The sequence below is a fragment of the Thiobacillus sp. genome (assembly GCA_024235835.1).
GTDB lineage: Bacteria > Pseudomonadota > Gammaproteobacteria > Burkholderiales > Thiobacillaceae > PFJX01.
Window position 1 is genome coordinate 1,205,193 of record JACKLQ010000001.1, and the last position, 24,344, is coordinate 1,229,536.

Annotated in this window: 28 protein-coding genes and 1 pseudogene; 21 read left to right on the forward strand and 8 right to left on the reverse strand. The window is 66.6% G+C overall.

Features of this window, described 5'->3' with window-relative positions:
* Window positions 1-69 precede the first annotated feature (69 nt).
* Window positions 70-783: a 3'-5' exonuclease gene (locus H6935_05865; protein MCP5277877.1), complete on the forward strand. Its 714-nt coding sequence runs from the start codon at window positions 70-72 to the stop codon at window positions 781-783.
* Window positions 784-849: 66 nt separating this feature from the next.
* On the opposite strand, the gene H6935_05870 is transcribed toward H6935_05865, so the two are convergent.
* Both H6935_05870 and H6935_05875 read right to left on the reverse strand, forming a co-directional pair.
* On the reverse strand, window positions 850-1,563 hold the full coding sequence (locus H6935_05870) for a hypothetical protein (protein ID MCP5277878.1): 714 nt from the start codon (window positions 1,561-1,563) through the stop codon (window positions 850-852).
* Window positions 1,550-2,968: an MBL fold metallo-hydrolase gene (locus H6935_05875; GenBank protein ID MCP5277879.1), complete on the reverse strand. Its 1,419-nt coding sequence runs from the start codon at window positions 2,966-2,968 to the stop codon at window positions 1,550-1,552. Before H6935_05875 ends, H6935_05870 begins: the two co-directional genes overlap by 14 nt.
* A gap of 139 nt (window positions 2,969-3,107) precedes the next feature.
* On the opposite strand from H6935_05875, the pseudogene H6935_05880 reads away from it, so the two are divergent.
* From H6935_05880 to H6935_05895, 4 genes and pseudogenes are all read left to right on the forward strand, one after another.
* Window positions 3,108-3,470 (forward strand): annotated as a pseudogene (locus H6935_05880) (hypothetical protein).
* A 49-nt stretch (window positions 3,471-3,519) separates the two neighbouring features.
* Window positions 3,520-3,717 carry a hypothetical protein gene (locus H6935_05885; protein ID MCP5277880.1) on the forward strand — a complete coding sequence of 66 codons (198 nt, stop codon included), beginning with the start codon at window positions 3,520-3,522 and terminating at the stop codon, window positions 3,715-3,717.
* Between the two features lie 14 nt (window positions 3,718-3,731).
* Window positions 3,732-4,178 (forward strand): peptide-methionine (R)-S-oxide reductase MsrB, encoded by a 447-nt coding sequence (gene msrB, locus H6935_05890; protein ID MCP5277881.1) that lies wholly within the window; start codon window positions 3,732-3,734, stop codon window positions 4,176-4,178.
* Window positions 4,179-4,236: 58 nt separating this feature from the next.
* A complete protein-coding gene (locus H6935_05895) occupies window positions 4,237-4,752 on the forward strand; it encodes a protein phosphatase CheZ (GenBank protein ID MCP5277882.1) in 516 nt (171 codons plus the stop codon).
* A 319-nt stretch (window positions 4,753-5,071) separates the two neighbouring features.
* On the opposite strand, the gene H6935_05900 is transcribed toward H6935_05895, so the two are convergent.
* The 3 genes from H6935_05900 to H6935_05910 all read right to left on the reverse strand — a co-directional run bounded on the left by H6935_05900 (window position 5,072) and on the right by H6935_05910 (window position 8,517).
* Window positions 5,072-5,878, reverse strand: a complete 807-nt coding sequence (locus tag H6935_05900) for a hypothetical protein (protein MCP5277883.1) — start codon at window positions 5,876-5,878, stop codon at window positions 5,072-5,074.
* Window positions 5,879-6,260: 382 nt separating this feature from the next.
* A complete protein-coding gene (locus tag H6935_05905) occupies window positions 6,261-7,040 on the reverse strand; it encodes a dienelactone hydrolase family protein (GenBank protein MCP5277884.1) in 780 nt (259 codons plus the stop codon).
* Window positions 7,041-7,062: 22 nt separating this feature from the next.
* Window positions 7,063-8,517 (reverse strand): OmpA family protein, encoded by a 1,455-nt coding sequence (locus H6935_05910; GenBank protein ID MCP5277885.1) that lies wholly within the window; start codon window positions 8,515-8,517, stop codon window positions 7,063-7,065.
* 97 nt (window positions 8,518-8,614) lie between these two features.
* On the opposite strand from H6935_05910, the gene H6935_05915 reads away from it, so the two are divergent.
* The 4 genes from H6935_05915 to H6935_05930 all read left to right on the forward strand — a co-directional run bounded on the left by H6935_05915 (window position 8,615) and on the right by H6935_05930 (window position 11,035).
* Window positions 8,615-9,013, forward strand: coding sequence for an SEC-C domain-containing protein (locus H6935_05915; protein MCP5277886.1), 399 nt, complete (start codon window positions 8,615-8,617; stop codon window positions 9,011-9,013).
* Window positions 9,014-9,106: 93 nt separating this feature from the next.
* A complete protein-coding gene (locus H6935_05920; GenBank protein ID MCP5277887.1) occupies window positions 9,107-9,400 on the forward strand; it encodes a hypothetical protein in 294 nt (97 codons plus the stop codon).
* 79 nt (window positions 9,401-9,479) lie between these two features.
* Entirely contained in the window at window positions 9,480-9,863 is a 384-nt protein-coding gene (locus H6935_05925; GenBank protein ID MCP5277888.1) for a SirB2 family protein, read from the forward strand.
* Window positions 9,863-11,035, forward strand: a complete 1,173-nt coding sequence (locus H6935_05930) for an amidohydrolase (GenBank protein MCP5277889.1) — start codon at window positions 9,863-9,865, stop codon at window positions 11,033-11,035. Before H6935_05925 ends, H6935_05930 begins: the two co-directional genes overlap by 1 nt.
* On the opposite strand, the gene H6935_05935 is transcribed toward H6935_05930, so the two are convergent.
* On the reverse strand, window positions 10,996-12,273 hold the full coding sequence (locus tag H6935_05935) for a DUF3391 domain-containing protein (protein ID MCP5277890.1): 1,278 nt from the start codon (window positions 12,271-12,273) through the stop codon (window positions 10,996-10,998). The two genes, H6935_05930 and H6935_05935, sit on opposite strands and share 40 nt — an antisense overlap.
* Before the next feature lie 77 nt (window positions 12,274-12,350).
* Here H6935_05935 and msrA point away from each other — a divergent pair, with 77 nt between their 5' ends.
* The 8 genes from msrA (at window position 12,351) to H6935_05975 (ending at window position 17,710) form a co-directional block, all read left to right on the forward strand.
* Window positions 12,351-12,896: a peptide-methionine (S)-S-oxide reductase MsrA gene (gene msrA, locus H6935_05940; protein MCP5277891.1), complete on the forward strand. Its 546-nt coding sequence runs from the start codon at window positions 12,351-12,353 to the stop codon at window positions 12,894-12,896.
* 142 nt (window positions 12,897-13,038) lie between these two features.
* Window positions 13,039-13,482, forward strand: coding sequence for a nickel-responsive transcriptional regulator NikR (gene nikR / locus H6935_05945; protein MCP5277892.1), 444 nt, complete (start codon window positions 13,039-13,041; stop codon window positions 13,480-13,482).
* A 116-nt stretch (window positions 13,483-13,598) separates the two neighbouring features.
* Entirely contained in the window at window positions 13,599-14,300 is a 702-nt protein-coding gene (locus H6935_05950; GenBank protein MCP5277893.1) for a DUF4198 domain-containing protein, read from the forward strand.
* Window positions 14,297-14,728, forward strand: coding sequence for a hypothetical protein (locus H6935_05955; GenBank protein MCP5277894.1), 432 nt, complete (start codon window positions 14,297-14,299; stop codon window positions 14,726-14,728). Before H6935_05950 ends, H6935_05955 begins: the two co-directional genes overlap by 4 nt.
* 32 nt (window positions 14,729-14,760) lie before the next feature.
* Complete coding sequence (locus H6935_05960; protein MCP5277895.1) at window positions 14,761-15,735, forward strand: transporter; 975 nt, start codon at window positions 14,761-14,763, stop codon at window positions 15,733-15,735.
* 10 nt (window positions 15,736-15,745) lie between these two features.
* Window positions 15,746-16,393, forward strand: a complete 648-nt coding sequence (locus H6935_05965) for an energy-coupling factor ABC transporter permease (protein ID MCP5277896.1) — start codon at window positions 15,746-15,748, stop codon at window positions 16,391-16,393.
* A complete protein-coding gene (locus tag H6935_05970; GenBank protein ID MCP5277897.1) occupies window positions 16,390-16,944 on the forward strand; it encodes an ABC transporter permease in 555 nt (184 codons plus the stop codon). The genes H6935_05965 and H6935_05970 overlap by 4 nt, the downstream gene beginning before the upstream one ends.
* Window positions 16,937-17,710: an ABC transporter ATP-binding protein gene (locus H6935_05975; GenBank protein MCP5277898.1), complete on the forward strand. Its 774-nt coding sequence runs from the start codon at window positions 16,937-16,939 to the stop codon at window positions 17,708-17,710. Before H6935_05970 ends, H6935_05975 begins: the two co-directional genes overlap by 8 nt.
* Window positions 17,711-17,757: 47 nt before the next feature.
* Here H6935_05975 and H6935_05980 read toward each other — a convergent pair whose 3' ends face one another.
* Window positions 17,758-18,612 carry an endonuclease/exonuclease/phosphatase family protein gene (locus H6935_05980; protein MCP5277899.1) on the reverse strand — a complete coding sequence of 285 codons (855 nt, stop codon included), beginning with the start codon at window positions 18,610-18,612 and terminating at the stop codon, window positions 17,758-17,760.
* 80 nt (window positions 18,613-18,692) lie between these two features.
* On the opposite strand from H6935_05980, the gene H6935_05985 reads away from it, so the two are divergent.
* From H6935_05985 to H6935_06000, 4 genes are all read left to right on the forward strand, one after another.
* Window positions 18,693-19,568: an Hsp33 family molecular chaperone HslO gene (locus H6935_05985; GenBank protein MCP5277900.1), complete on the forward strand. Its 876-nt coding sequence runs from the start codon at window positions 18,693-18,695 to the stop codon at window positions 19,566-19,568.
* 1 nt (window position 19,569) lies between these two features.
* Window positions 19,570-20,052, forward strand: coding sequence for a hypothetical protein (locus H6935_05990; GenBank protein MCP5277901.1), 483 nt, complete (start codon window positions 19,570-19,572; stop codon window positions 20,050-20,052).
* A 4-nt stretch (window positions 20,053-20,056) separates the two neighbouring features.
* Entirely contained in the window at window positions 20,057-21,991 is a 1,935-nt protein-coding gene (gene mnmC / locus H6935_05995) for a bifunctional tRNA (5-methylaminomethyl-2-thiouridine)(34)-methyltransferase MnmD/FAD-dependent 5-carboxymethylaminomethyl-2-thiouridine(34) oxidoreductase MnmC (GenBank protein ID MCP5277902.1), read from the forward strand.
* Between the two features lie 70 nt (window positions 21,992-22,061).
* Complete coding sequence (locus tag H6935_06000) at window positions 22,062-22,679, forward strand: response regulator (protein MCP5277903.1); 618 nt, start codon at window positions 22,062-22,064, stop codon at window positions 22,677-22,679.
* A 299-nt stretch (window positions 22,680-22,978) separates the two neighbouring features.
* On the opposite strand, the gene H6935_06005 is transcribed toward H6935_06000, so the two are convergent.
* On the reverse strand, window positions 22,979-24,133 hold the full coding sequence (locus tag H6935_06005; GenBank protein MCP5277904.1) for a sigma-54-dependent Fis family transcriptional regulator: 1,155 nt from the start codon (window positions 24,131-24,133) through the stop codon (window positions 22,979-22,981).
* Window positions 24,134-24,344: the final 211 nt, after the last annotated feature.

Genomic DNA, 24,344 nt, shown 5'->3' on the forward strand with positions numbered 1-24,344 from the left:
CCGGCTGCCCGTAGGAGGCGCTCACCCTCCCCCGGGGAGGATGTCACCCTGTGACAGGAGGGCCGTGCCATGAACCTGCTGAGACGACTGCTGCCTTCCCTGGCGCCCAGGCCCAAGCTCACCCAGGCCCAGGAGGACCGTATGGCCGCCTGGCGCGCCCTGCCCACCACCACCGCCAGGGTGCCCCTGGAACAAAGCCGCCTGGTGGTGGTGGACGTGGAAACCAGCGGCCTCAACATCCACAGGGACCGGCTCATCGCCATCGGCGCCGTGGCAGTGGTGAACGGCCGCGTGGCCCTGGCGGACAGCCTGGAGATCGTGCTGCAGCAGGACGTGGTGAGCGGCAAGGACAATATCCTCATCCACGGCATCGGCGGCGAGGTGCAACGGGAGGGCGTGCCGCCGGCAGCGGCCCTTCTCACCTTCCTGGAATTCGTGGGCAAGTCTCCCCTGGTGGCCTTCCACACCGGCTTCGACCAGGCCATGATCGGCCGCGCCATCAGGACCTATCTGGGTTTCCGCCTGGATCACCAGTGGACCGACCTGGCCTATGTGGCGCCTACCCTCTTTGCCCGGCTGGCCCGCAGCCACCGCAGCCTGGACCACTGGATGGAGTACTTCCAGATCAGCAACTACGCCCGCCACAGCGCCCTGGCGGACGCCCTCTCCACGGCGGAACTGCTGCTGGCCCTGCGCCCCCGCCTGAAGGAACGGGATGCGGACAGCTTCAGTGGCCTGCGGGACATGGAACGGGAATGGCGCATGCAGACCCAGCACACCTGACGCAAGCCTGCGCCGTGCAAGCCAGGCGACCTCGGAAAACTGCAGCCAATCTCATGAGGATCACCGCTAGCGCGGATGCAGAAGCTCCCTTAGGAAGGCGCGCTGGTCGCTCAAGCCACGAAAGTGCTTGTAGGCCTTCACCGCGAACTGCCTGGGGTTCATTGCGTAATAAAGCTCGGTGATATCCGCGGCGCCGTCGAAGGCAGGCAAGCCTGGGTACTCCCCAAGCAGGATGGACCGTTCCTCGGCGGGGAGCGAGGAGATCTGCGCTATGGCCGCCACATATTCATGCATTGCCAGGGAGGGGCAGGAACGATCGCATCCCTCGTGGATGGCCGCATGGGCCAGTTCGTGGACGATGTAGCTCTGCCACTGGGCGCGATTAGCTATGGCCGCCATCCCCGGCGCTGCCCGGGCGGCCAGGCACTTCGCCGCCTGGAAGTCCCGCATCGTGACGGTCCGGGACGGCGCGTCGAAATGAGCGATCTCCTGTGCATCGTGGAAACACCCGGCATCCTCCCCAACCAAATGCAGGCTGACTCCAAGCGGTACCGGCAGGCCAACCTGAATGAAAAACCGCTCGGCGCGCTCCACTGCCTGGCAGGCGCTGACAAGATCCTCTTGCGTGCCCGCGGCAACGAGAATGCCCCCCTGGCCGCAACGGTCCTGGGCTGCCAGAGGCCACGGCGAGCAGCACCAGAGAATGACCACCATCCAGAGGGCAATGCGCGGGAAAGGGTCGCCGGACAGCCGCGACGAATACCGCTCATGCAAGGTCAAATATGGCTCCTCTTTCCGGCACGTCCACCTTCCATCCCAGCCCCTCCCGCAGCAACTGGCCGAAGCCCAGGGCCGTCTCGGCCTCGCCGTGGACCACGAAGGTGCGCTTCGGCGGCTTCTTGAACCAGGACAGCCACTTCACCAGGGCGTCCCGGTCAGCGTGGGCGGAGAGGCCGCCCAGGGTGTAGAGGTCGGCCCGCACGGGTACCGTTTCCCGGAACAGGCGCACGGTCCTGGCGCCATCCACCAGGCGCCGGCCCAGGGTACCTTCCGCCTGGAAGCCGGCGATGATGATGGTGCTCTCCTTGCGGGGCAGGTTGAACTTCAGGTGGTGCTTGATGCGCCCAGCGTCGCACATGCCCGAGGCGGAGATGATGATGGCCCCCTCGGTGATCTTGTTGAGGGCCATGGATTCCTCCACGCCCTCGGTCATGCGCAGGTAGGGGGCGTCCGGGCTGGTGCGGAACCAGCGCATCAGTTCCACGGTTTCCTCGTCCAGGTTGGACTGGTTCTTCAGGGTGATCTCCGTGGCGGCGCTGGCCATGGGGGAATCCACGAAAATGGACAGGTTCCTGGGCAGGCGCCGATGCCGCGCCATGGCCATGAGCAGGAACAGCAACTCCTGGGTACGGCCCACGGCGAAGGCGGGAATGATGACGTTGCCCTTCTTGCGTTGCAGGGTGTCCGTTACGGCATGGACCAGTTCCTCCTCGGTCTCGGCCATGCCCTTGTGCAACCGGTTGCCGTAGGTGGATTCCACCAGCAGCACGTCGGCGGATTCGATGGGCGTGGGATCGTTGACGATGGGCCGGGCGGGCATGCCCAGGTCGCCGGAGAACACCAGCTTCTTCTCCTTCCTGCCTTCCTTCACCCACACCTCCACGCTGGCGGAACCCAGGATATGACCGGCATCCCGGAAGCAGGCCCGCACCCGGCGATCGGGGTTGATCTCCCGGTCGTAGCCCACGCCCTTCAGCAGCCTCAGGGCCGCATTGGCCTGGGTTACGGTATAGAGAGGCGCCAGGTCGCCCCTGCGGGCCTTCTGGGACTTGCGGGCCTTGCGGCTGGCGTAGTTGGCCCACTCGGCTTCCTTTTCCTGGATGTAGGCTGAATCCGGCAGCATCACCCCCAGCAGGTCCTTGGTGGCCCGGGTGCAATACACCGGGCCGCGATAGCCCAGGGCCGCCAGGCGGGGCAGCAGGCCGCTGTGGTCGATGTGGGCATGGGTGAGGAGTACGAAATCCAGGGATTCCGGATCGAAGGCGGGGAAAGCCCGGTTGGCAGCGTCCGCCGTCCTGCCGCCCTGGAACATGCCGCAATCGACAATGAAACGCAGCCCCTCCGATTCCAGGAGATAACAGGACCCGGTGACTTCTCTGGAGGCGCCATGGAAGGTGAGTTTCATGTTTCCAGCATAGCGCGCCCATTCTGGTCCTGCCCGGGCCATGGGCCATAATCTGGCCATGAAAGAGAACCCAGGCCAGCCCGACTCCCCCGGGGACAAGTTCTCCGAGGACGACCCCCTCTCCTCTTCCCCCTCCACGCCCTGGTGGCGCAACTGGAAGGTGATGGTGCCCCTGTGGCTGGCCATGGGCGGCCTCATCTGGCTGGGGGAGCGCTACCAAGTGGACCACCGCATCATCGCCGGCAGCGTGTTCGTGGTGGGTGTGCTGTCCAACGCCTTCGCCTGGCTGCTGGGGGTCATCGCCCTGGTGCCCCTCATCGGCCCCCTCATCGTCAAGGTGCTGTCCATCGGCTTCATCTGGCTGCTCAACGCCGTGGGCTACCTGGTGTCCTTCATCGCCATTCGTCGAGGCTATTCCAGGGACGTGCTCACCTACCGGGGCCTGACGGTGGCGGTCATCGTCGGCATCGTCATCGGCTACGTGCTGGGCAAGCTGATCTAGCCGATAGAATCAGGGCAGTTTGCATACCGTATTCCTCTGGAGTCTATTCATGGACAACCCAAACCACTCCTCCTCCTTCTGGATCGGCAACGCCCTCCTGGGCCTGTCCCTGGTGCTGCTGATCTTCATGGGCAGCCTGTGGGAAATGATGGGTTCCCTGGCCATGGGCCTGTGGATGGGGGTGGCCGGCGTGGGCATGTACCTGGTCACCCGGGACAAGGGCCCCTCCTCCAACATGCCCGACTGACCGGAGCCACCGCCATGGACAAGCCCGCCCGCTCCGCCTCCGGCCACGACCTCACGCCCCCCACCGCCGAGGAACGGGAGGCCCTGGCCGCCGGCCTCACCCCGGAGGAGCGCAAGGTCATCCTGCACCAGGGCACCGAGCCCCCCTTCTGCGGCGGACTGCTGAAGGAGAAGCGCCAGGGCGTGTTTACCTGCCGCCTGTGCGGCCTGCCCCTGTTCCGCTCCAATGCCAAGTTCGAGTCCGGCACCGGCTGGCCCAGCTTCTACCAACCCTACGACCCGGACCACATCCGCAACATCCGGGACACCAGCCACGGCATGATCCGTACCGAGATCCGCTGCGCCCGCTGCGACGGCCACCTGGGCCACGTCTTCGACGACGGCCCCGCTCCCACGGGCCTGCGCTACTGCCTCAACTCCGCCTCCCTGGGCTTCCTGGAAGGGGATACGCCCCCACCCTGACCCGGCGCTAAAGCTCTTCGACTGTTGGCCGATAAGGAAAAACCAACAAGGGGAAGTCATGAGCCAACAAGAAGAATTGCGCCGCAACATCAAGGAACTGGTGGAAGACCTGCGCACCAATCTGCTTGAGATTGGCCAGGACTCCCTGCCCCAGGCCCAGGTGGTGCACAACACCCGGGACCGCCTGCGCTACATCGCCAGCCTCACCGAACAGGCCGCCAGCCAGACCCTCAATGCCGCCGAATCCATCGGTGACCGGTTGCAGGGCCAGCGCCAGCAGGCCCGGACCCTTGCCAGGCTGACCCGCTCGCCACAATTGAGGGAATTTCTGGTTGCCCTGGAAGCGGAGCACGCCGCCTCCGCCCACGAGCTCAGCGAAGTCATCCAGGCCCAGGCCTTCCAGGACCTGGTGGGGCAGGTGGTGAACAAGCTCCTGGAGACGGTGGAAAAGATGGAGGTGGGGCTGGCCCATCTGCTGATCGAAGAGGAAGGGGAGCAGGGGTTGTTGGCGGGGCCCCAGGTGAGGGCCGAGGAACGGGTCAGCCAGGATGACATCGACAGCCTGTTCGACTGACTGTCTTTAGCCCCTCCCCCGCGTGCGGGGGAGGGGTTGGGGAGAGGGAAAGCCTTTCCCCTGAATGACCTCCAGTGGTATGCGAAGGGTAATTGGCCGGGGGCGCCCGGCAGCGCGTTACTCTTCTTGAGCGGCCAAGAAGAGTAACCAGAAGAAGGCCGCCCCGCTTCCGTCGAAACCCCGGGAATTCCGGACTTGCCTGGGGCAGCGAAAGAACTCGCTTCGCTCAGACACCTTTCGCTGGCCTCCGGCAACCCCAGTCAAGTCCGGAATTCCCGGCGCCGGCAGAGGGGGAGAAAACCAGCGGATTTCGCTACGCTTATCCACCGTGGAGGCCTACATGAATGCGCTTTGCTTCCGCCACCACGTCCGCAAGTGCAGCACCGAAAGATGAAAAAGGACAAGCGACAAGAAGGCCACTCTCTCTATACCAAGCGCTCTGCACGCCAATGACCCAGTATTTCCACTGACCTTCGTGTTTGCGAAGCGAGAAGATTGGACCACCACTCATCCCGTCAATGTCCTCGACGAAATTGGTTGGGTCGTCAGCAAACCTTGCATAGAACTGATTCTCGGCCTTCTCTTCTGCGTTATGAGGGGGCGGCGCAGACTTGAGCGGCGCAACAATGACGCGGGCCTTTATCAAGGTCTGCTCGTCATACTCGATCGACTCTGACGGTATTCCCACAAGTGCCCACCCATCTGTTTCATCGAGATGGGTGCCCCAAGCGTTAGTACCGATGGGAGACGCACCCCCGGCGGAAAGCGATAAACAGTAAAGGTCAGTCAATGGGACAGCTGCGTAGTCGAGACCTTTTTCCGGGTCATTAATAACAATCCAGTTCTCGATATCAAAGTGGTACGGAATCGCCATACCCATAAAGCGGTTCCCAGCCGAGTTGTCGCCAAGCCGCCAGACATCAAAAGATGCCCCCGATTGGAGCGCGGCGCTAACATCGGTGAGGATGTGACCTGCGGTGACATAGAACCAGACGTCATCAACATCAACGAGGAAGCCGGAAAAAATCAACAGCTTTGGTTTTTTCAATTGAGGGGCGTGTTGCAGGCAGGACAGCGTCACGAAATGGCGCCCAACTGTGTGATAGAGCCGTTCTGACAAACTCATTCGATTATTCCTCTGACGCAGCAAACACAATGCATAGGCGGATAAGCGAAGCGACATCCGCCGGTTTTCCTCCCCTCTGCCGGAGCCGAGGATGATGGCCTTGAGCGGGGTAGCCGAAGGCCGGCGAAAGCTGTCTGAGCCCGCAGGGCGAGTTCTTTCGCCGCCCGATCAAGGTCAGCAGCCTCGGGGTTTCGACGGCAGCGGGGCGGCCTTCTTCTGGTTACTCTTCTTGGCCGCTCAAGAAGAGTAACGCGCTGCCGGGCGCCCCCGGTCAATCACCCTGGCCTTACGTAGCAGCCTGCAATCAGCGTGACAGCGCAAGGAACCGCCGCTGGAATCCCCCCTGCCCCCCTTTGAGAAAGGGGGGGTTAACAGCACAGCCCTACTTGCAGCCCCCCGGCTGCCCCACCTTCATCCACCACTTAAGCCACTGATCCGCCCGCTGCCGCGCATGCCGGGTGGCAATCTTCTCCTCCGGTGACTGGTCGGCGCGGAAGTCGAAGGCCCGCCGGGCCAGGGGATAAACCTGGTACTCCACGTGAATTCCACGCTCCCACAGCGCATAGAAGGCCCGGCCGCCATTGATGCGCCGCAGCTCGAAATCCTCCTCGCCGATGAGGTAGAGGATAGGGGTGGTGATCTGCATCACCTCCGGCGCGATGCGGAAGAGCTGGTCCGGTTCCGGGGCGTTGGGGTTCTGCATGTGGCCGTAGTAGCTGACGATGGCGGCAATGTCCGGGCCCCGCCTGGCGGCCAGGCGGATGGCGTAGTAGGGCCCCCGGGACAGGGCAACGATGCCCACGGGCTGCTTGCAGGCCTCGGGCATGGCCATGAGGTGGTCCAGGGCCTTCTCCACGTCATTCTCCGTATCGGGGTCGTGCTCGGCGGGCCAGCGTTCGATCATGCGTCCGCTCTGCCAATCCGGCGCCACCACCAGGTAGCCCTGGGCCGCCAGCTCGGTGATGTGGCGGCGCTCATTGTCGTCGTAGCCCCGCTTGGCGTGGATGAACAGCACCGGCGGGAAGGGGCCCTTGCCCTCCGGAACGGCGATCTCCACGGGTACGTCCACGTCGCCGGACTTCAGGGTGAATTTGCGGATGTCCACGCCGGCGGCCCAGGCGGGGGCGGCCAGCAGCATCAGGGTCAACAGCAGCTTGCGCATGGTCTCTCTCCTCTCGCGGGGCTTACTTCAGGACCACCAGTACAACGCGGCGGTTCATGACCCGGCCTTCCCGAGTCTTGTTGTCGGCCACGGGGCGGGACTCGCCGTAGGCGGCCACCGCCAGGCGGTGCAGGGGTATGCCCGATTCCTGGTGCAGGAAGTCCCGCACCGCCTCCGCCCGCTGGCGGGACAGGCGCAGGTTGTTTTCCGCCGGGCCGGTGTCGTCGGTGTGGCCCTGTATCTCGATGTACACCCCCTGGTTATCCGCCTTGAGCTTGTCGGCAAAAGCCAGGAGGGCCAGGCGGGCGCTCTCGCTGAGACCAGAACGCTCCAGCTGGAAGCCGATGGATTCGCTAAGCACGGTCTCCATCAGCAGGCGGCCTTCCGCCAACTTGCCCGCGGCCCGGGCCCGCTCCAGGGCCTCCTTGGCGGTGGCGGAGATGGCGGCATCGGCTGCGTCGTTGCGAGCGAGGTGCTCGTTCATCTGAACCAGGCCCTTCTCGGCTTCATCCAGCCGGGTGTTGGCCACCTTCAGGCCCGTTTTCGCCGCGTCGATGTGGAGCCCCATCTGGTCCAGGGCGTGGGTGTTGGCAGCAATGCGCTGGTCGGCGGCCGCCAATTGCTCATGGGCCGCTGCCGTCTTGTTGCGGACCGCATCCAGAATGGCCTCGCTTTCCTCACCCCGCTTGCCGGCGGCTGCCAGGCCTGATTCCAGCTGGCCGATGCGCAGGTTGGCGGTTTGCAGTGAAGCGGTGTTGACGTTGATGCGGCGGTGGATCTCGTCGATGAGCACGCCCACCCGGGCCAGGCGTTCCCCCGGATCCGTCGAGGCCGGGGGCTGGGTGGCGGCAGGAGCCGGGGAAGCTGGAGTTACCGAGGCCGCGACAGGTTGCGTCGCGGGCTGGGTGCCTGGTTCCATCGCCCCCAGGTGCTGCCGGGCAGTGGCCAGCTCGGCGGCCTGGGTGTCCATGCGCTGGCTGGCGGCGTTCAGGCCCACCAGCAGGCCCGCCACGTTCTGGTTGGTGCCGGCCAGGTCAGCCTGGGTCTCGTCCAGGCGCTTTTTGAGGGCGGCCGCATCCTGCTCCACCTTGGCGATACGCCCTTCGGCGGCCTGGACCCGCTCGCCGTTGGCGTCGATACGCTGGCCGGCGGCGTTGAGTCCCATGAGCAGGCCCGCCACGTTCTGGTTGGCGGCGGCCAGGTCCGACTGGGTAGCTTCCAGCCGCGTGTTCAACGAAGCGGCGTCCTGTTCAGCTCTGACAAGCCGTCCTTCCGTGGCCTGGATGCGGGAGACGTTGGCATCGATGCGCCGGTCCGCCTGGCCCACCAGGCCTTCAAGCCCGGCAATGCGCTTGTGCACCGCATCCATCTCCTTTTGCACGAATTCCTTGGTGGCGCAGCCCGAAAGCCCCGATACGCTCAGGGCCACCAGGGCGGGCAACAGCAACAGGCGGCTTGGGGGCAAAGCGGCACGCATATCGTTGGTCTCCTCTTGTATTGTCGACGCGAACCCGAAGCATAGGCCAGAAGCCGGGGCGGGCGCGATAATGGCCTCCACGCCCCCCGGCCATGCCATGAAGAAGATCATCGCCACACCCTGCCCCTGCGGTTCCGGCAAGCCCTACCGGGATTGTTGCGGCCCGTGCCATGACGGCAGCCGCCCCGCCCCGGACGCCGAGGCCCTCATGCGCAGCCGCTATGCCGCCTACGTGCTGGGTGACGCCGACTACCTGCTGGCCACCTGGCACCCCCGCACCCGTCCCCCGCGCCTGGATCTGGACGAGGAACCGGTGCCCCGCTGGCTGGGCCTGGCGGTCAAGGGCCACCTGGGCCTGGGGCCGGAAGAAGCCCGGGTGGAGTTCGTGGCCCGCTACAAGATCGACGGCCGGGCCCACCGCCTCCATGAAACCAGCCGGTTCCTGAAGAAGAACGGGCGCTGGTACTACGTGGATGGAGACCTGCACGAAGGCTGAACGCCCCCTGTGCCGGCCGGGTGCCTTGAAATTGTCTATCTTTGAAAGTGCCGCGGGAATTCGCAGGCATCTGATTAATAAAGGAGAGAGACCATGAGCACCTACGCCGAGAGCGACGGCGCAATTCAGGTTGAGCGTCGCACGCATCCCCACCTTCGAGCCGTTTACAGCGATGCCCGCATTCGCATCGACCACTTTTTCCATGATTCAAGCAACTGGGCGGGCACCCCCATCGACTACCTGGCACTGCGGGTGGTGCACGAGGCCTACCCGGACCTGAGCACCCAGGACGTTCGCACCCTGGTGGCCGCCATTGAGCGACGCTATGAACAGGAACAGCGGCAGGATCAGGATCACGTCCAGCAGTTGGCCACCCAGTCCCGCTGAAAGGCGGCTTGTCAGGACAGTGACCGGGCACGCGGGTCGGCCGGGGTAAGATGATGCTTTGCCACCCTTACGACGCCCCATGGATTACCTGATCGTCCGCACCGTCCACATCACCACTGTCCATGTCAGCCTGGCCCTGTTCCTGTTGCGGGGCTTCTGGATGCTGCTGGAGTCACCCCGACTACAGGACAGGTGGGTACGCACTCTGCCCCATGTCAACGACACCCTGCTGCTGGTGGCGGCCATCGCCATGCTGGTAGTGGCCAGCCTGAACCCCCTGGAACAGCCCTGGATCATGGCCAAGATCATTGGCCTGCTGGCCTACATCGGCATGGGCACCATGGCCCTCAAGCGGGGCCGCACCAAGGCTCTCCGCATCAAGGCCCTGGTAGCCGCGGTGGGCATCTACGCCTACATCGTCGCCGTGGCGGTGACCAAGCAGGTGCTGCCCGGGTTGGCCTGATGAAGTCAGCCCTGCCCCAGTTGGAAGCCCAGCGGGAAAGGCTGGTGGCCCTGCGCCACGATCTCCACGCCCATCCGGAGCTGGCTTACGACGAGCATCGCACCGGCGAGCGGGTGACGGAATTCCTGCTGCAATGCGGCATCGAGGTGCATCGCGGCCTGGCGGGCACCGGCGTGGTTGGGGTGCTGAAGCAGGGCGACAGTGCCCGCATGATCGGCCTGCGGGCCGACATGGACGCCCTGCCCGTGCTGGAACGGAATACCTTCCCCCATCGCTCCCGCCACGAGGGCCGCATGCACGCCTGCGGCCACGACGGCCACACCGCCATGCTGCTTGGGGCAGCCCAGCACCTGGCGGCCACCCGCCGCTTCAACGGCACCGTGGTGTTCATTTTCCAGCCCGCCGAGGAAACGGACGGGGGCGCCCGGGTGATGATCGAGCAGGGCCTGTTCGAGCGTTTCCCCGTGGAATCCGTGTACGGCATGCACAACTGGCCCGGCCTGCCGGCGGGCCAGTTCGCCGTGCACAAGGGCCCGGTCATGGCCTGCGCCGACCAGTTCGACATCCTCATCAAGGGCCACGGCGCCCACGCCGCCATGCCCCACCAGGGCAAGGACCCCCTGCTGGCGGGCGCCGCCCTGGTGCAGGCCCTGCAGGGCATCGTCAGCCGCGGCCTGGACCCCCTGGACCCGGCGGTGCTGTCGGTGACCCGCTTCTTCGCCGGCGGCGAGGCCTACAACGTGATCCCTGCCGAGGTGACCATCGGCGGCACGGTGCGGGCCTTCCGGCCGGAGGTGCGGGACAGCATCGAGGCGGCCATGGAGCGCCTGTGCGCGGGCATCGCCACCGCCCACGGGGTCCAGGCCAGCCTCACCTACCGGCGTGGCTACCCCCCCACGGTGAACACCGTGGCCGAGGCCGAATCCTGCCAGAAGGTGCTCACGGCGCTGGTGGGGGCCGACCACGTGCGCGACGACATGAACCCCTCCATGGGGGCCGAGGACTTCGCCTACATGCTGCGGGAGAAGCCGGGCTGCTACGTGTGGATCGGCAACGGCCTGGCGGAAGGGGGCTGCATGCTGCACAACCCCCACTACGACTTCAACGACCAGGTGCTGACCCTGGGCGCCAGCTACTGGGTGCGCCTGGCTGAGGCGTTGCTCTCCGAGTAATAGCTCACGCGGGAGCGAGGCTCCAGGTAGTCGAACACTTCCTTGGACAGTTCCCTCGGGCGCAGGGTCTTTTCCACCGAAAGGTCCGGGTCTTCCGACAAGTCCAGCCAGATGGCTTCCTCCTTGGGCACGTCCGGGTCGTAGATCAGCAGGGAGGGATGCAGCAGCTTGCCCGGGTTCACGCTCATCACCAGGCCGACGGTGCCGTCGTTGAGCTGCACCACGCTGCCCGGTGGATAAACCCCCATGCTGCGGATGAAGTGCTGCATCAGCACCGGGTCATACTTGCCGTTTTCCCGCCGGAACATGTGGGAGATGGCCTCCGCGGGGGTCATGGAATCGGCCAGGTTGGCGCGGTTGCAGTAGTTGTCGAAGGTGTTGGCGATGCAGGCGATACGGGCGAAGCGGCCGACGCGGTCACCCTTGAGCTTGCCCGGAAAACCCGTGCCGTCCAGCAGTTCGTGGTGCATGGCGATGACTTCCAGGGCCCCCGCCGTCATCTCCGGCAGGGGACGGGCCATCTCCACGCCGTAGAGCACGTGCTGCTGGTAGAAATTCCGTTCCGCGTTCGTCCAGGGGGACTTCTTCAGCAGGATCTGGCTGGGCACCTTTTCCTTGCCCATGTCGTGCAACAGGGTGCCCATGCCCAGGGAATGCATCTCCTCCGGGCTGAACTCCGCCTCCTTGCCCAGGATGAGGGCCAGCATGGTGACGTTGAGGGCATGGTAGTAGGCGTTCTCGTCCCCCATCTTGGCGTTCATCAGGTGCAGCACCACGTCCTTCTCGTCCAGCAGGGAATCCACCATGTCAGTCACCAGGGCCTGGGCCTGGGCGATGGACTCGGCGGGGCGGGAGAACAGGTTGCGCAGCATGGATTTGACGGTGCCCACGCCGGTGTTGAACTTCTTCTCGCACCGCCCCAGGGCTTCCCGCTGCCGGGTCAGCTTCTCGCGCCGCTCCTTCTTGGCCTGCCACATGGCCGCCATTTCCGGATCCGGTTCCTGGGCAGGGGGTGGGGGCGGTGCGTCCATCCTGGCCGGCGGCAGGGGCGGCAGGTCGCTCTTCTCCCGCACGTAGATCACATGCTGGATACCCAGGGCGCGCAGGGTATGGAGCTGTTTTTCGTTGCGGATCTTGAAGCTGTTGAAGAGGAAGGGGTGATCCATCCACTCCTCCAGGCGGATGTACAGGCCCACCCGGACCTGGTCGATGCTGATGCGTTGTTCCAATTCGCTCATGTGTGAAACGATTTGTCTTCGTATGCCGTCAATATCGTCGTGTATGGGCGGAACTGAATAGCCCGAGAGGAGAGTATATGACGACCGAAACCGCCACACTGGCCGGGGGCTGCTTCTGGTGCCTGGAGAGCGCCTTCAACCGCTTGCGGGGCGTGGAGAGCGCCGTGTCAGGCTACATGGGCGGCCGGGTGGAGCAGCCCACCTACAAGCAGATCTGCGGCGGCGACACCGGCCATGCCGAGGTGGTGCAGGTGCGTTTCGACCCGGACGTGATCGGCTACGACGACCTGCTGCAGGTGTTCTTCGCCCTGCATGATCCCACCACCCTGAACCGCCAGGGCAACGACGTGGGCACCCAATATCGCTCCGCCATCTTCTTCCACGACCCGGCACAGGAAGCGAAAGCCCGGGCCATGATCGCGCAACTAACGGCGGAACAGGTCTTCCCGAACCCCATCGTCACCGAGGTCACCCCGGCCCCGACCTTCTGGCCGGCAGAGGAATACCACCAGGGCTACGCGGACCAGAACCCCGCCCAGCCCTACTGCATGTTCGTGGTGGCCCCCAAGCTGGCGAAGTTCAGGGCCAGGTTCGCGGCGCGACTGAAACCGGAATGTTCCTGACGGCTTGCTGAGCCTGGCGACCTGGGAAACCCGCTCCGCAGGTTGGCGGAAGCCTGGTCTTTGTCGCCCTTGGGGCCATGCCCACCCCCGGCCTGGTGAACTATCCGGGCTAAGATGGCCCTTTCGGTTTTCCGGAGCCGCCATGGAACGCTTCACCATCTCCCTCGACGACCACCTAGCCCGCGAGTTCGACGCCTTCATCGGCGCCAAGAGCTATGCCAACCGTTCCGAGGCCGTGCGGGACCTGATCCGTCATGCCCTGGAATCCCGCCGGCTCTACACCCAGGCGGCCCCCCACTGCGTCGCCAGCCTCTCCTACGTCTACAACCATCATGAGCGGCAGCTTTCGGAGCGGCTGACCGAGGCCCAGCATCATCACCACGACCTGGTGGTGTCCACCATGCACGTCCACCTGGACCACGACAACTGCCTGGAAACCCTCATCCTGCGGGGGCCCACCCTGGAGGTCCGCCGCTTTGCCGAGCAGATCAAGGCAGAGCGGGGCGTGCGCCACGGCCAGCTGAACGCCATTCCCGTGGACGCCGAAGCGGTCCACTCCCACGTCCACAGCCGGCCCAAGAGCTGATGCACCAGTTCCCCGACCATGCGGGGGACCCGAAGCTCGGCCATAAGTAAGATGAATTATTTTTTGTTCATATTTCCTATCTATACTTCGGGCATTCGAATGCCTGAGCCCCCGCCGTGCGTCGCATCACCGCCCCAATCTGCCTCGCTCTCCTGTTCTTCGCCGCCCACGCCCATGCCCACGACCTCTGGGTGGAACGGCAGGACACTCTCCATATCCTGCAATACGGCCATGAGGGTTCCGGCCATGAAGGCGCGAAGAAGCTGGAATACAAGCCGGAACTGCTCAAGGACGCGGCCTGCTATGGTAACGACGGCAGGGAAATCCGGGCGGAAATAGGCCGCGGCTACCCAATCACATTGAAAGGGAGCTGCGCGGCGAGTTGGTTCCTCACCTCCTCCGGCTACTGGAGCAAGACCCCCTACGGCACGAAGAACCTGCCCAAGACCGAAGCGGGCACCGTCATCGACAGCTGGCTGTCGGTGGAATCGGTGAAGCGACTGGACGACTGGAGCAGCCTCCTGGCCCGGCCCCTGACCCAGGAATTGGAGATCGTGCCCTTGATCGACCCCCTGCGTCTCAAGCCCGGCGACAAGCTGCGCCTCAAGGTCACCCTGGGCGGCCAGCCGGCGGCAGGCGCAACCGTGGCCTATTTCGGCCATCCCCGGGGCGTGAGCGGGCCGGACGGCCAGGTCAACGTGCGCCTTCAGAACTTGGGCGTCCAGCTCATCCAGGCCAGCCTGGAAACACCCCTTAAAGACGGCAAGGCGGACAGGCTCATCCAGTCCACGGCCCTGCAGTTCGAGATCGCACCATGAGCCGTCTCGCCGGCTTCCTGCTGGCATGGCTGGCTTGGGCCCCCGTGGCCCAGGCCCATGACCTGCAATACACCGTCACCGGCGGCCAGGCCGTGGTGGTGAAGCTGTTCTACGCCGACAACACCGCCTTCTCCTTCGAAGGCTACGAGATCTACCCCGAGGGCGAGAAACTGCCCGTGCAGGTGGGCCGCACGGATGCCCGGGGACGCATCGCCTTCCTGCCGGACAAGGCCGGGACATGGCGCATCAAGACCATCTCCGAGGACGGCCACGGCCTGGATGTCACCCTGGCCACGGATGCGGCCGCGAACCTGGCCGGCAGCGACAAGCCCTTCTACGAACGCTACGGCCGCATCGTGGTGGGCGTGGCCCTGATCCTGGGCCTGTTCGGCTTCGTCAGTCTCTACGCGAGGCGGAAAAAGCCATGAAGCAACCGATCCCGACCCTGCTCTGTCTTGCCCTGTCCCTGGCCGCCTCCCCCGCCCTGGCCCATCACGGCGTGGCCTCCCTGGGCGCCGCCGGCCTGGAAGGTCCCGGCGCCCCGGTGGAGACCTCCAGTTCCGCAACCCTGCCGGCGGGCAAGTGGCTGGCCTACCTCAAGGTGGACCACGCGGAATCCAAGAAGGGCATCCTTCCCCCGCCGGAGAATGACTACAACCAGTACTGGATGCTGGGCCTGGGTTACGGCTTCAAGCCCTGGCTGTCCGCCTACCTGTTCCAGCCCTACAACATCAAGCAGGACACCCCGGGCGGCTATGAGTCGAAGGGCTTCACGGACCTTTCCCTCATGGGTGTCGTCGGCTTCAAGTACGACGATGGCTTCATGCTGGTGCCCGCCAACGAGAGCCTGGACGACCTGATGGACTGGCACTTCACGGCCTACGGCGGCCTCTCCCTGCCCACGGGGAACGCCAATCATCGCCTGTCCGACACCCGCATCGACCCGGGCATGGCCCTGGGCTTCGGCAAGTCCAGCTTCAGCTACGGCGTCACCGCCACCAGGCAGGTGTCCAACCACGCCACCCTCGTGTTCGAGGCCGGCCAGATCCGCTTCCAGAAATACCGCTACGACCCCGATCCGGTGGGGGGCAATCCCACCGGCATCACCGTCAGGTTCGGCACCGAGACCCGCCTCAACGGCGCCCTGTCCTACCGCCTGATGAAAAACCCGGATACCCGCTTCCGCCTGGACGGCAACGTGGAACTCAACTTCCTGCGCCTGGGCCGGGACGTGGAGGACGGGGTGCCCGCCCCGGGCACCGGCGGCGACATCCTCTATGGGGTGCTGGGCGCACGCCTGTACAAGGACAACATGAGCCTGGGCCTGGCGGTCAAGAAACCCGTCTGGACCGCCCTGAACGAGTCCGCCCTGCAGCAGGGTGCCGAGGGCAAGGAAAAATACCGCCTCATCGCCACCTTCTCGGCCCTGTTCTGAGCGCCACAGCATGCACATCCCCGACGGCTTCCTCTCCCCCCAGACCTACCTGCCGGCCTATGCCGTCTGCGCCGGCCTGTGGTGGGTAGGCATGGGCCGACTGCGGGCCGCCCTGGACGAGGAGACCCTGCCCTACGTCGCCGTGCTCACCGCCCTCTCCTTCGTGCTCATGATGGTGGCCATTCCCCTGCCCGGGGGTACCACGGCCCACGCGGCGGGCATCGCCCTGCTGGCGGTGAATTTCGGCGTGTGGATGGCCTTCCTGGCGGTGTCCCTGGTGCTGGCCATGCAGGCCCTGCTGTTCGGCGACGGCGGCATCACCGCCCTGTCCGTGAACGCGCTGGCCATGGGGCTGCTGGGCAGCCTGTCCGCCTGGCTTGCGTGGCGCATGATCAAGCCCGTGAACGAGGTGGCGGCCCTGGTCCTGGCCGGCTGGTTTTCCGTGGTGCTGCCCGCCCTGCTGGTGGCCCTGGTCCTGGGCATCCAGCCCGCCATCGCCCACGACGCCGGGGGCAGGCCCCTGTTCTTCCCCTTCGGCCTGGCCGTGACCCTGCCCGCCGTGCTCATCCCCCATGCATTGATGGGGGTGGGGGAAGGTGTGCTCACCTGGCTGGGCTACCGCTACCTGACCCGGCTGCGGTCCAGGCACGCGACATGAACCGCGCCCAAGGCCTGCTCCTGGCCTACCTGGCTACGGTGATCGCCGCCACCCTGGTGCATGATCCCGGCATCCTGGCGGCCGGCTTGGCCCTCACCCTGCTCCTGGCGGGGCGGCAGGCGACGGCCCTGCTGCTGCGGACCCTGCGCACGGTGCTGGCGTTCAACCTGGCGGTGAGCCTGGGCTACCTGATGCTGTCCGCGCTGCGCCACGAGCCGCCCTGGGACACCCTGCTGCTGCTCAACCTGCGGGTGCTGGCCATCTCCACCCTCACCTTCCTGTTCATCACCCGGGTGAACCTGTTCCAGGCCCTGGGCTTTTCCCGCACCCTCACCTACCTGCTGGGCCTGGCCTACAGCCAGGCCATGGCCTTCCGGCGGGTCCACGACGACTTCCGCCTGGCCCTGGTGAGCCGTTCGCCCCACCGGCCAGCCCTGAAGGACCGCTACCGGGCCAGCGCGGCTGCCGCCGCCTGGCTCCTGGACAAGGGCCTGGCCGGCGCCCGGGAGACCGCCCAGGCCCTGCGCACACGAGGATTCTTCAATGATTGAGCTGCGTGGCATCGGCCACCGCTACAACGGCACCGCCGCCCTGGCGGCGGTGGACCTCGACCTGGCTGCGGGGGAGAAGGTGGTGCTGCTGGGCTCCAACGGCAGCGGCAAGTCCACCCTCTTGAAGATCCTCAACGGCCTGGTGCCCCCCACGGCGGGCACCTACCGCTACAAAGGGGAGGAGATCACGCCCCGGCGCCTGAAAGACCGGGCATTGAACCGACGCTTCCGCGGCGAAGTGGCCTTGCTGTTCCAGAACCCGGACGCCATGCTGTTCAACCCCACGGTGTTCGACGAGATCGCCTTTGGCCCCCGGCAACTGCACCTGCCGGATGTGGACGACCGGGTACGCCACTGGGCCGGCGCCGTGGGGGTGACGGCCCACCTGGACAAGCCGCCTTTCGCCCTCTCCGGCGGCGAGAAGCAGAAGGTCTGCCTGGCCGCCCTGCTGGCGGTTGAGCCCCAGGTACTGCTGCTGGACGAGCCCGCCTCCGCCCTGGACCCCCGCTCCACGGGCTGGCTGGTGGATTTCCTGGCCGGCCTGGAGAAGACGGTGGTCACCACCACCCACAACCTGAGCCTGGCGCCGGAGCTGGGCCGGCGGGCCCTGGTACTGGGGGAGGACCACCGCCTGATCCACGATGGCCCCATCGAGCCCCTGCTGGGCGACCTGGACCTGCTCAAGGCCGCCAACCTGGTCCACGTGCACCGTCACCACCATGGCGAACTGGAGCACCGCCACTGGCACGTCCACGACTGGGAATGAAGCCGCGCCGGGTTCGAGCCCGGCCAGGCCTCCGCGCCAGCCCTGCCTCAATCCTTCAGTTCCACCCACACCGGCTGGTGGTCCGAGGCGGAGGTCTCCACGTTCACCCCATGGCCGACCAGTCGGGGCGCCAGGTCCTCGGTGAGGAAGACGAAGTCATAGCAACTGGGCCGGTCCACGAAATCCACCGGATGGATGCCCACCGTAGGCGCGTGGGGCTCGCCGGGATGGAGCACCTCCCAACAGTCCCGCCACGGCACCGTGCCGTCGTCGAACTCGGCGAGAAGCAGCAGCCTTTCCGGGGAGCCTTCGGGGAAGTTCATGTCACCACACAGCAGGGCCGAGGCGGGCCGGGGCAGCACCTCGAAGGGGCCACCGCCTTCCCCCTTGCCTTGGCGCGGCACCTGGGCGTGGGCACAGGCCTGGGCGTGGAGGCTGCGAATGCTGGCGACCTGGGCGGCGCGGATGGCGGGGGAGTAGTACTCCAGGTGGGTGGTCATCACCCGTACGGGCCCCCAGGGAGCGGTCACCACCGCCTCCAGCAATACCCGCTGCATGCTGGGCACGGAGGGGTCCGCCGGCCAGGTTAACAGGTGGCGGAATACCTGACCCACGGGCAGGCGCGAGAACAGGGCGTTGCCGAACAGCTTGCGGCCGCCCTTGGCGTCGGGCAGGTCGGTGGCGGGGGCGTAGAGGGGCGTGTAGCCGGGCAGGCCCGCCGCCAATGCGGCCACCTGGTCTTCTCCCGCGCTCCCCGGCAGGCCGGGAAAATTGCAGGCCACCTCCTGCAGGCAGACCACATCAAAGTCCCCCATGGCCCGGAGGGTGTCCGTGATGCGGGCCAGGTCCACCCTTCCGTCCAGGCCCCTGCCCCATTGGATGTTCCAGCTCAGCAGACGCATATGCCCCCCTTTCTTGGTCGCTCTTCAATTCATCATAGCGGCCTGGCCTAAAATCCACTTTTCGACACTTTGCACTATCCATGAACCTGCACCGGGACTGCGTCATCCCCTTCCTCTTCGAACACCTGGACATCCGCGGCGCCTGGGTGAGCCTGGACCAGACCTGGGCCGGCCTCACCCGGGATCGGCATTACCCGGCCCCCGTGGCCCGCCTGCTCGGGGAGATGAGCGCCGTCAGCGCCCTCATCGCCGCCAACCTGAAGCAGCCGGGGCGCATGACCTTCCAGCTCAAGGGCGCCCCGGCCCAATCCAACGCCGTCGACCTCTTGGTGCTGGACTGCGACGAGCAGCTCCGCATGCGGGGCATGGCCCGCTGGAAGGAGGGCGAACTGCCGTGGGACACGCCCGCCCTCCTGGGCCACGGCCAACTCCTGCTGACCCTGGACGCGGCGGGCATGCGCCAGCCCTACCAGAGCCTGGTGCCCCTGGAGGGTCCCAGCATCGCCACCATCTTCGAGCACTACCTGAGCCTGTCGGAACAGCAACCCACCCGCCTGGCCCTGGCCAGCGACGAGATGCGGGCCGCGGGCCTCTTCCTGCAACGCCTGCCCACCGCGGAAGAGAAAGACCCGGATGGCTGGAACCGCGTCCAGCACCTGCTGGAAACCGTGCAGCCGGATGAACTGCTGGGCCTGGACGGCCACGACTTCTTGCGCCGCCTGTTCCCCGAGGAAGACATCCGCGTCTTCGACCCCCGCCCTGTGCGCCACCACTGCCCCGAGGACTGGGAAAAGATCCACACCATGCTACGGGCCCTGGGCAGGGCGGAATGCGACGCCATCCTGAGGGACCATGGCGAGATCCACGTGCGGGACGACATCTGCAACCGGGACTACCGGCTTGACGCCGAGGCCGTGTCCGCCGTCTTCGAGGCCCCCATCCACACCCTGCACTGACATGTTGAAAAAATTTTTCTACTCCGCGCTGATGCTCGTTCCTGCCTTGCCGGCCTGGAGCGCCGACCTGAGCCTCAACCTGTACGGACTCTCCCATCACTGGGAACGGGACCGGGCCCAGGCGCTGAACGTGGACAATGAATTCAACCCGGGCCTGGGGCTGCGCTACGCCTTGGCCCCGGCAAAAATATGCAAAACCCCATTCACGGAGGCTGCCTTCTACAGGGACTCGGGCCGCAACACGGCTGTCTACGCCGCCCTGGGCTGCCTAGGGTTGGAACTGGCCCGGGGCCTGCGCCTTGGCGGGGCCCTTACCGCCTTCCAGAGCGACAGCTACAACAGCGGCGATCCCTTTGTCGCCCCGTTGCCACTGCTCTCCTGGGAACGGGATACCGTCACCCTGAACCTCATCCATTTTCCCAAGGTCAAGGGCTTCAACGACATCAACACCACCGGGTTGTATGTCAGCCTGGGCCTGAACTGAAAGCATCTTGGCCACGTCCATCCGCCCCGCCGACCTGGCCTTCGACCTGGGAGGAACCCCTGTCTCCCCAGCCTACGGCGACATCTACCACGCCACCCAGGGTGGTCCGGGCCAGGCACGGCACGTGTTCCTGGCAGGAAACGGCCTGCCCGGCCGCTGGGCGGGGCGGGAACGCTTCGTCATCCTGGAGAACGGCTTCGGCACAGGCCTGAACTTCCTCGCCACCTGGGCAGCCTGGCTGGCGGACGCCCGACGCCCAGATGCCCTGCATTACCTGGCGCTGGAAAAGCACCCCTTCCGCCAGGAGGACCTGGCCCGGCTACACGCCGCCTGGCCTGAATTCGCCCCGCTGGCAGCCCGCCTGGGGCAGCGATGGCCCGTGCTCACCCCCGGCTTCCACCGCCTGGAGTTCCCCCAGACCGACGGCGGCCGGGTGGTGCTGACCCTCATGCTGGGGGAGGCGGAGGATTGCCTGAAGCAGCTGCGGGGCCGGGTGGATGCCTTCTACCTGGACGGTTTCGACCCGAAGAAGAACCCCGCCATGTGGTCCCCCAGCCTGTTCCAGCGCCTGGTCCGTCTGGCGGCGCCGGGGGCCACCCTGGCCACCTGGTGCGTGGCCCGGGCTGTGCGGGACGCCCTGGTTGGCGCGGGCTTCGCCACGGAAAAGGGCCCGGGCTACGCCGGCAAGCGGGACATGCTCACGGGACGCCTGGCCGCCGCCAGGCACCAGGTCCCACCTGCCGCCCCCGCTCCTGAGAGGCATGCACTCATCCTGGGAGGCGGCATCGCCGGCTGCGCCCTGGCCCAGCGCCTGGCGGTCCGGGGCTGGCGCGTGGACCTCATCGAACGCCACGGGCACCTGGCCGGGGAGGGTTCCGGCAATCTGGCGGGCATCGTGCGCCCCCTGCTGTCCCGGGACGACAACATCGCCTCCCGCCTCAACCGGGCCTGTTTCCTCCATGCCCGCCGGGCCTGGGCCGATCTGGAGGCTGCGGGCTTTCCCTCCCGCCGGGACCTGGACGGAGTCCTGCAGATTGCCCGGGATGCCGCCCATGAGGACCAGCAGCGAACCCTGGCGACGGCAGGTGCCTATCCCGTGGATTACGTGCGTTTCCTGGACCGGGACTCGGCCAGCGCCCTGGTGGGCTGGCCCACGGCATTTGGCGGATGGTGGTTCCCCCAGGGGGGCTGGGCCTCGCCGCCCACCCTCTGCCAGGCCTTGGCGGACGCCGCAGGCGGCAACCTGAACCTGCACATGGGCCGCACGGTGGCGGGCCTGGAGCCTGCGGACGGGGCCTGGCACGCACTGGACGAGGCGGGCGACATCCTGGTCCAGGCCCCCGTGGCCATCCTGGCAAGCGGCGCCATGGCCCGGGCCCTGGAAGTGGCCGGGGACCTGCCCATCACCCCGGTGCGGGGCCAGGTGAGCCATGTGGCCGCCGGAAGCCTGCCCCCATTCCGCCATGCCCTCTGCTGCGAGGGCTACCTCACCCCGGCGGTGGACGGCATCCATTGCCTGGGGGCGTCCTATGCCTACGACCCGGGCACGGAATTGCGGCAGGATGAGCACGCCGGCAACCTGCTGCGCCTGGGTCGCATCCTGCCCGGCGCGGAACAGGCCCTGGCAACCGGGGACCTGAACGGCCGCGTGGGCTTCCGCGCAGCCACCCCGGACCGCCTGCCCCTGGCGGGGGCCCTGCCGGCCAAGGGCGCGCCCCTGGCCCCGGACATCCGCCTGGATGACATGCCCCGGTTGCCAGGCCTCCATGGCCTGCTGGGCCTGGGCTCCCGGGGCCTGGTGTGGGCCACCCTGGCCGCCGAGGCCCTGGCCAGCCAGCTCCACGGCGACCCCCTGCCCCTGGAAGGGGACCTCCTGGACGCCATGGATCCGGCCCGCTTCCTGCTGCGCCAGCATCGGCGTGGCCGAAACAAGACCTGAAATGACCGGATATCGTGTCGGATACTATTAACCTGTCTAAAATTCAACAGTCACCAGAATCACCACAATCATGAGCACTACGCTACAAGACCCGGATCAGCCCTATTTCAGCACCACCCAGGCAGCCAAGCTGCTGGGCGTCTCCCTGGGCACGGTGCAGCAGATGGTGGAAGACGGCCTGCTGCAGGCCTGGAAGACGGCGGGCGGCCACCGCCGCATCCTGCGGGAGTCGGTGGAGGCCCACCTGGCTCGCCGGGGCGTGGCCGTGGGCAGCGGTTCAGGCAGTGGCGAGGTACGGGTCCTCATCGCCGAGGACGAACCCATCTTCCAGGAACTGTATGAAGTCACCATGACCAATTGGGGCCTGCCCCTGCGCATCGACATCGTGGAAAACGGCTTCGACGGCCTGATGGCCGTAGGCCGCCAGGCGCCGGACGTGCTCATCGTGGACCTCCTGATGCCCGGCATGGACGGCTTCGAGATGATCCGCGCCCTGCGCGCCAATGCGGCCCTGACCGGCATGGACATCATCGTCGTCAGTGCCATGGAAGAAGATGACATCCAGGCCCGCGGCGGCCTGCCGGCCGATGTGGTGCGCTACGCCAAGCCCATCCCCTTCCCCGAGCTGCGGGGTTACTTCCAGGCCAAGGTGGCGGCCAAACTCAAGGCCCAGCGCGCCCGGGGCTGAATGGGCCCCCGGGGCTCAATCCCGGATGTTGAAGGCCCGCGCGGCTGGCGATGGCGTGGCCGATGAAGTGCGGCGTGGTCCACAGCACCGCCTACCTGTCGCGCAACGGCATACATAGCAGGGCTGAGGTGCTGGCAAAGAACTGACTCCGCGCTGATGCTTTGTGGACACAAGAAAAATTGGTCAAGCTAAGGTGGCTATTGATGACCTCCGCTCTGGTCAAGCATCTGAATCCCCCCGAGGGAGCCACATTGTGCTTTTGTGATGGCTCAACGAATGCTTGAGAGGATAACTGGCTGTTATTGTGTTCGGAAACGCCGGGGCTCCAGTCCCAGCTTGCGCATCCTTGAGCGCAGGGTATTGGGGTTCACCCCCAGCAGGCGCGCGGCGCCGAAGGGACCGTCCACCCGCCCGTGGCAACGGGCCAGGGCTTGTTCGATGTAGCGCCGGTTGGCCTCTTCCAGGCTGCTCCCACCCTCCTGGCCCCAGGAAGGGCCCAGGCCGGAGGGCGGGGCCGCCGGCCTGGCGATTTCATCCGTGGCAGGCGTGCCCACCAGGGGGTGAACCCCCAGGGAGCGGGCCACTTCCAGGCGTCTGCCGTTGCCCAGTATGGCGGCCCGCTCGATGACCGAGCCCAGTTCCCGCACGTTGCCCGGCCAGGGATAGGCTGCCAGCAGGGTCAGGTCCTGGGCGTCGGGCATGCGCGGGGGCAGTCCCAGGCGCTCGGCGGCCCGCAGGCAGAAGTGGGCCGCCAGGGCCGGGATGTCCTGGAGCCGTTCCCGCAGGGGTGGCAGGGGGATAGGGAACACGGCGATGCGGAACCACAGGTCCTCGCGGAATTCTCCCGCCGCCACGGCGGTGCGAAGGTCCCGATTGGTGGCGGCCACCAGGCGCACGTCCACGGTAATGGTGGACTCCCCCCCCACCCGCTGGAAACTGCCGTCCTGGAGTACCCGCAGCAGGCGCACCTGGGCGGCGGCGGGCAGTTCCCCGATCTCGTCCAGGAAAAGGGTGCCGCCGTCGGCCCGCTCGAACCAGCCCCTGCGGGCACCGGTGGCGCCAGTGAAGCTGCCCCGTTCATGGCCAAACAGTTCGGAGTCGATGAGTTCCGGCGGGATGGCGCCGCAATTGACCCGCAGGAAGGGGCCCTTGGCACGGCGCGAATGCACGTGCACGGCCCGGGCCACCACCTCCTTGCCGGTGCCGGTCTCGCCCAGGATCAAGACCGGTGCATCGGAGGTCGCCACCTGGTCCACCGCCTCCATCACCTCCCGCAGCCCGGCCTCCGCGCCGACGATGGCGTCCCCCAGGCCCGGGCGCTTGAGGCGCTGCAGCAAGGCCCGCCGCTCCGCCTCCGCCGCCTCCCGCTCGCTGTTGAGGGCACGCCAGCGCTGCTGGTTGGCCAATACGGCGGAGAAGGGCGACGCCAGGGCCAGGACCAGGCCTTCAACCATGGCCCCCGGGGCCGACAGCAGCAACAGGCCCTCGCCCTCCCCTGGGGCCGGCCCCCTCTCGGCATGGCCGCCCAGTCCTGCCACCCCCACCGTGCCCTCCCAGGCCAGGGGCGACAGCCAGGCCAGGCGCCGCTTCAATTCGGCGGCGGAACCGAACCAGGGCTTGCCCGGGGGAGCCAGGGCCGCCAACTCCGCCCATTCCCCGGGCCCT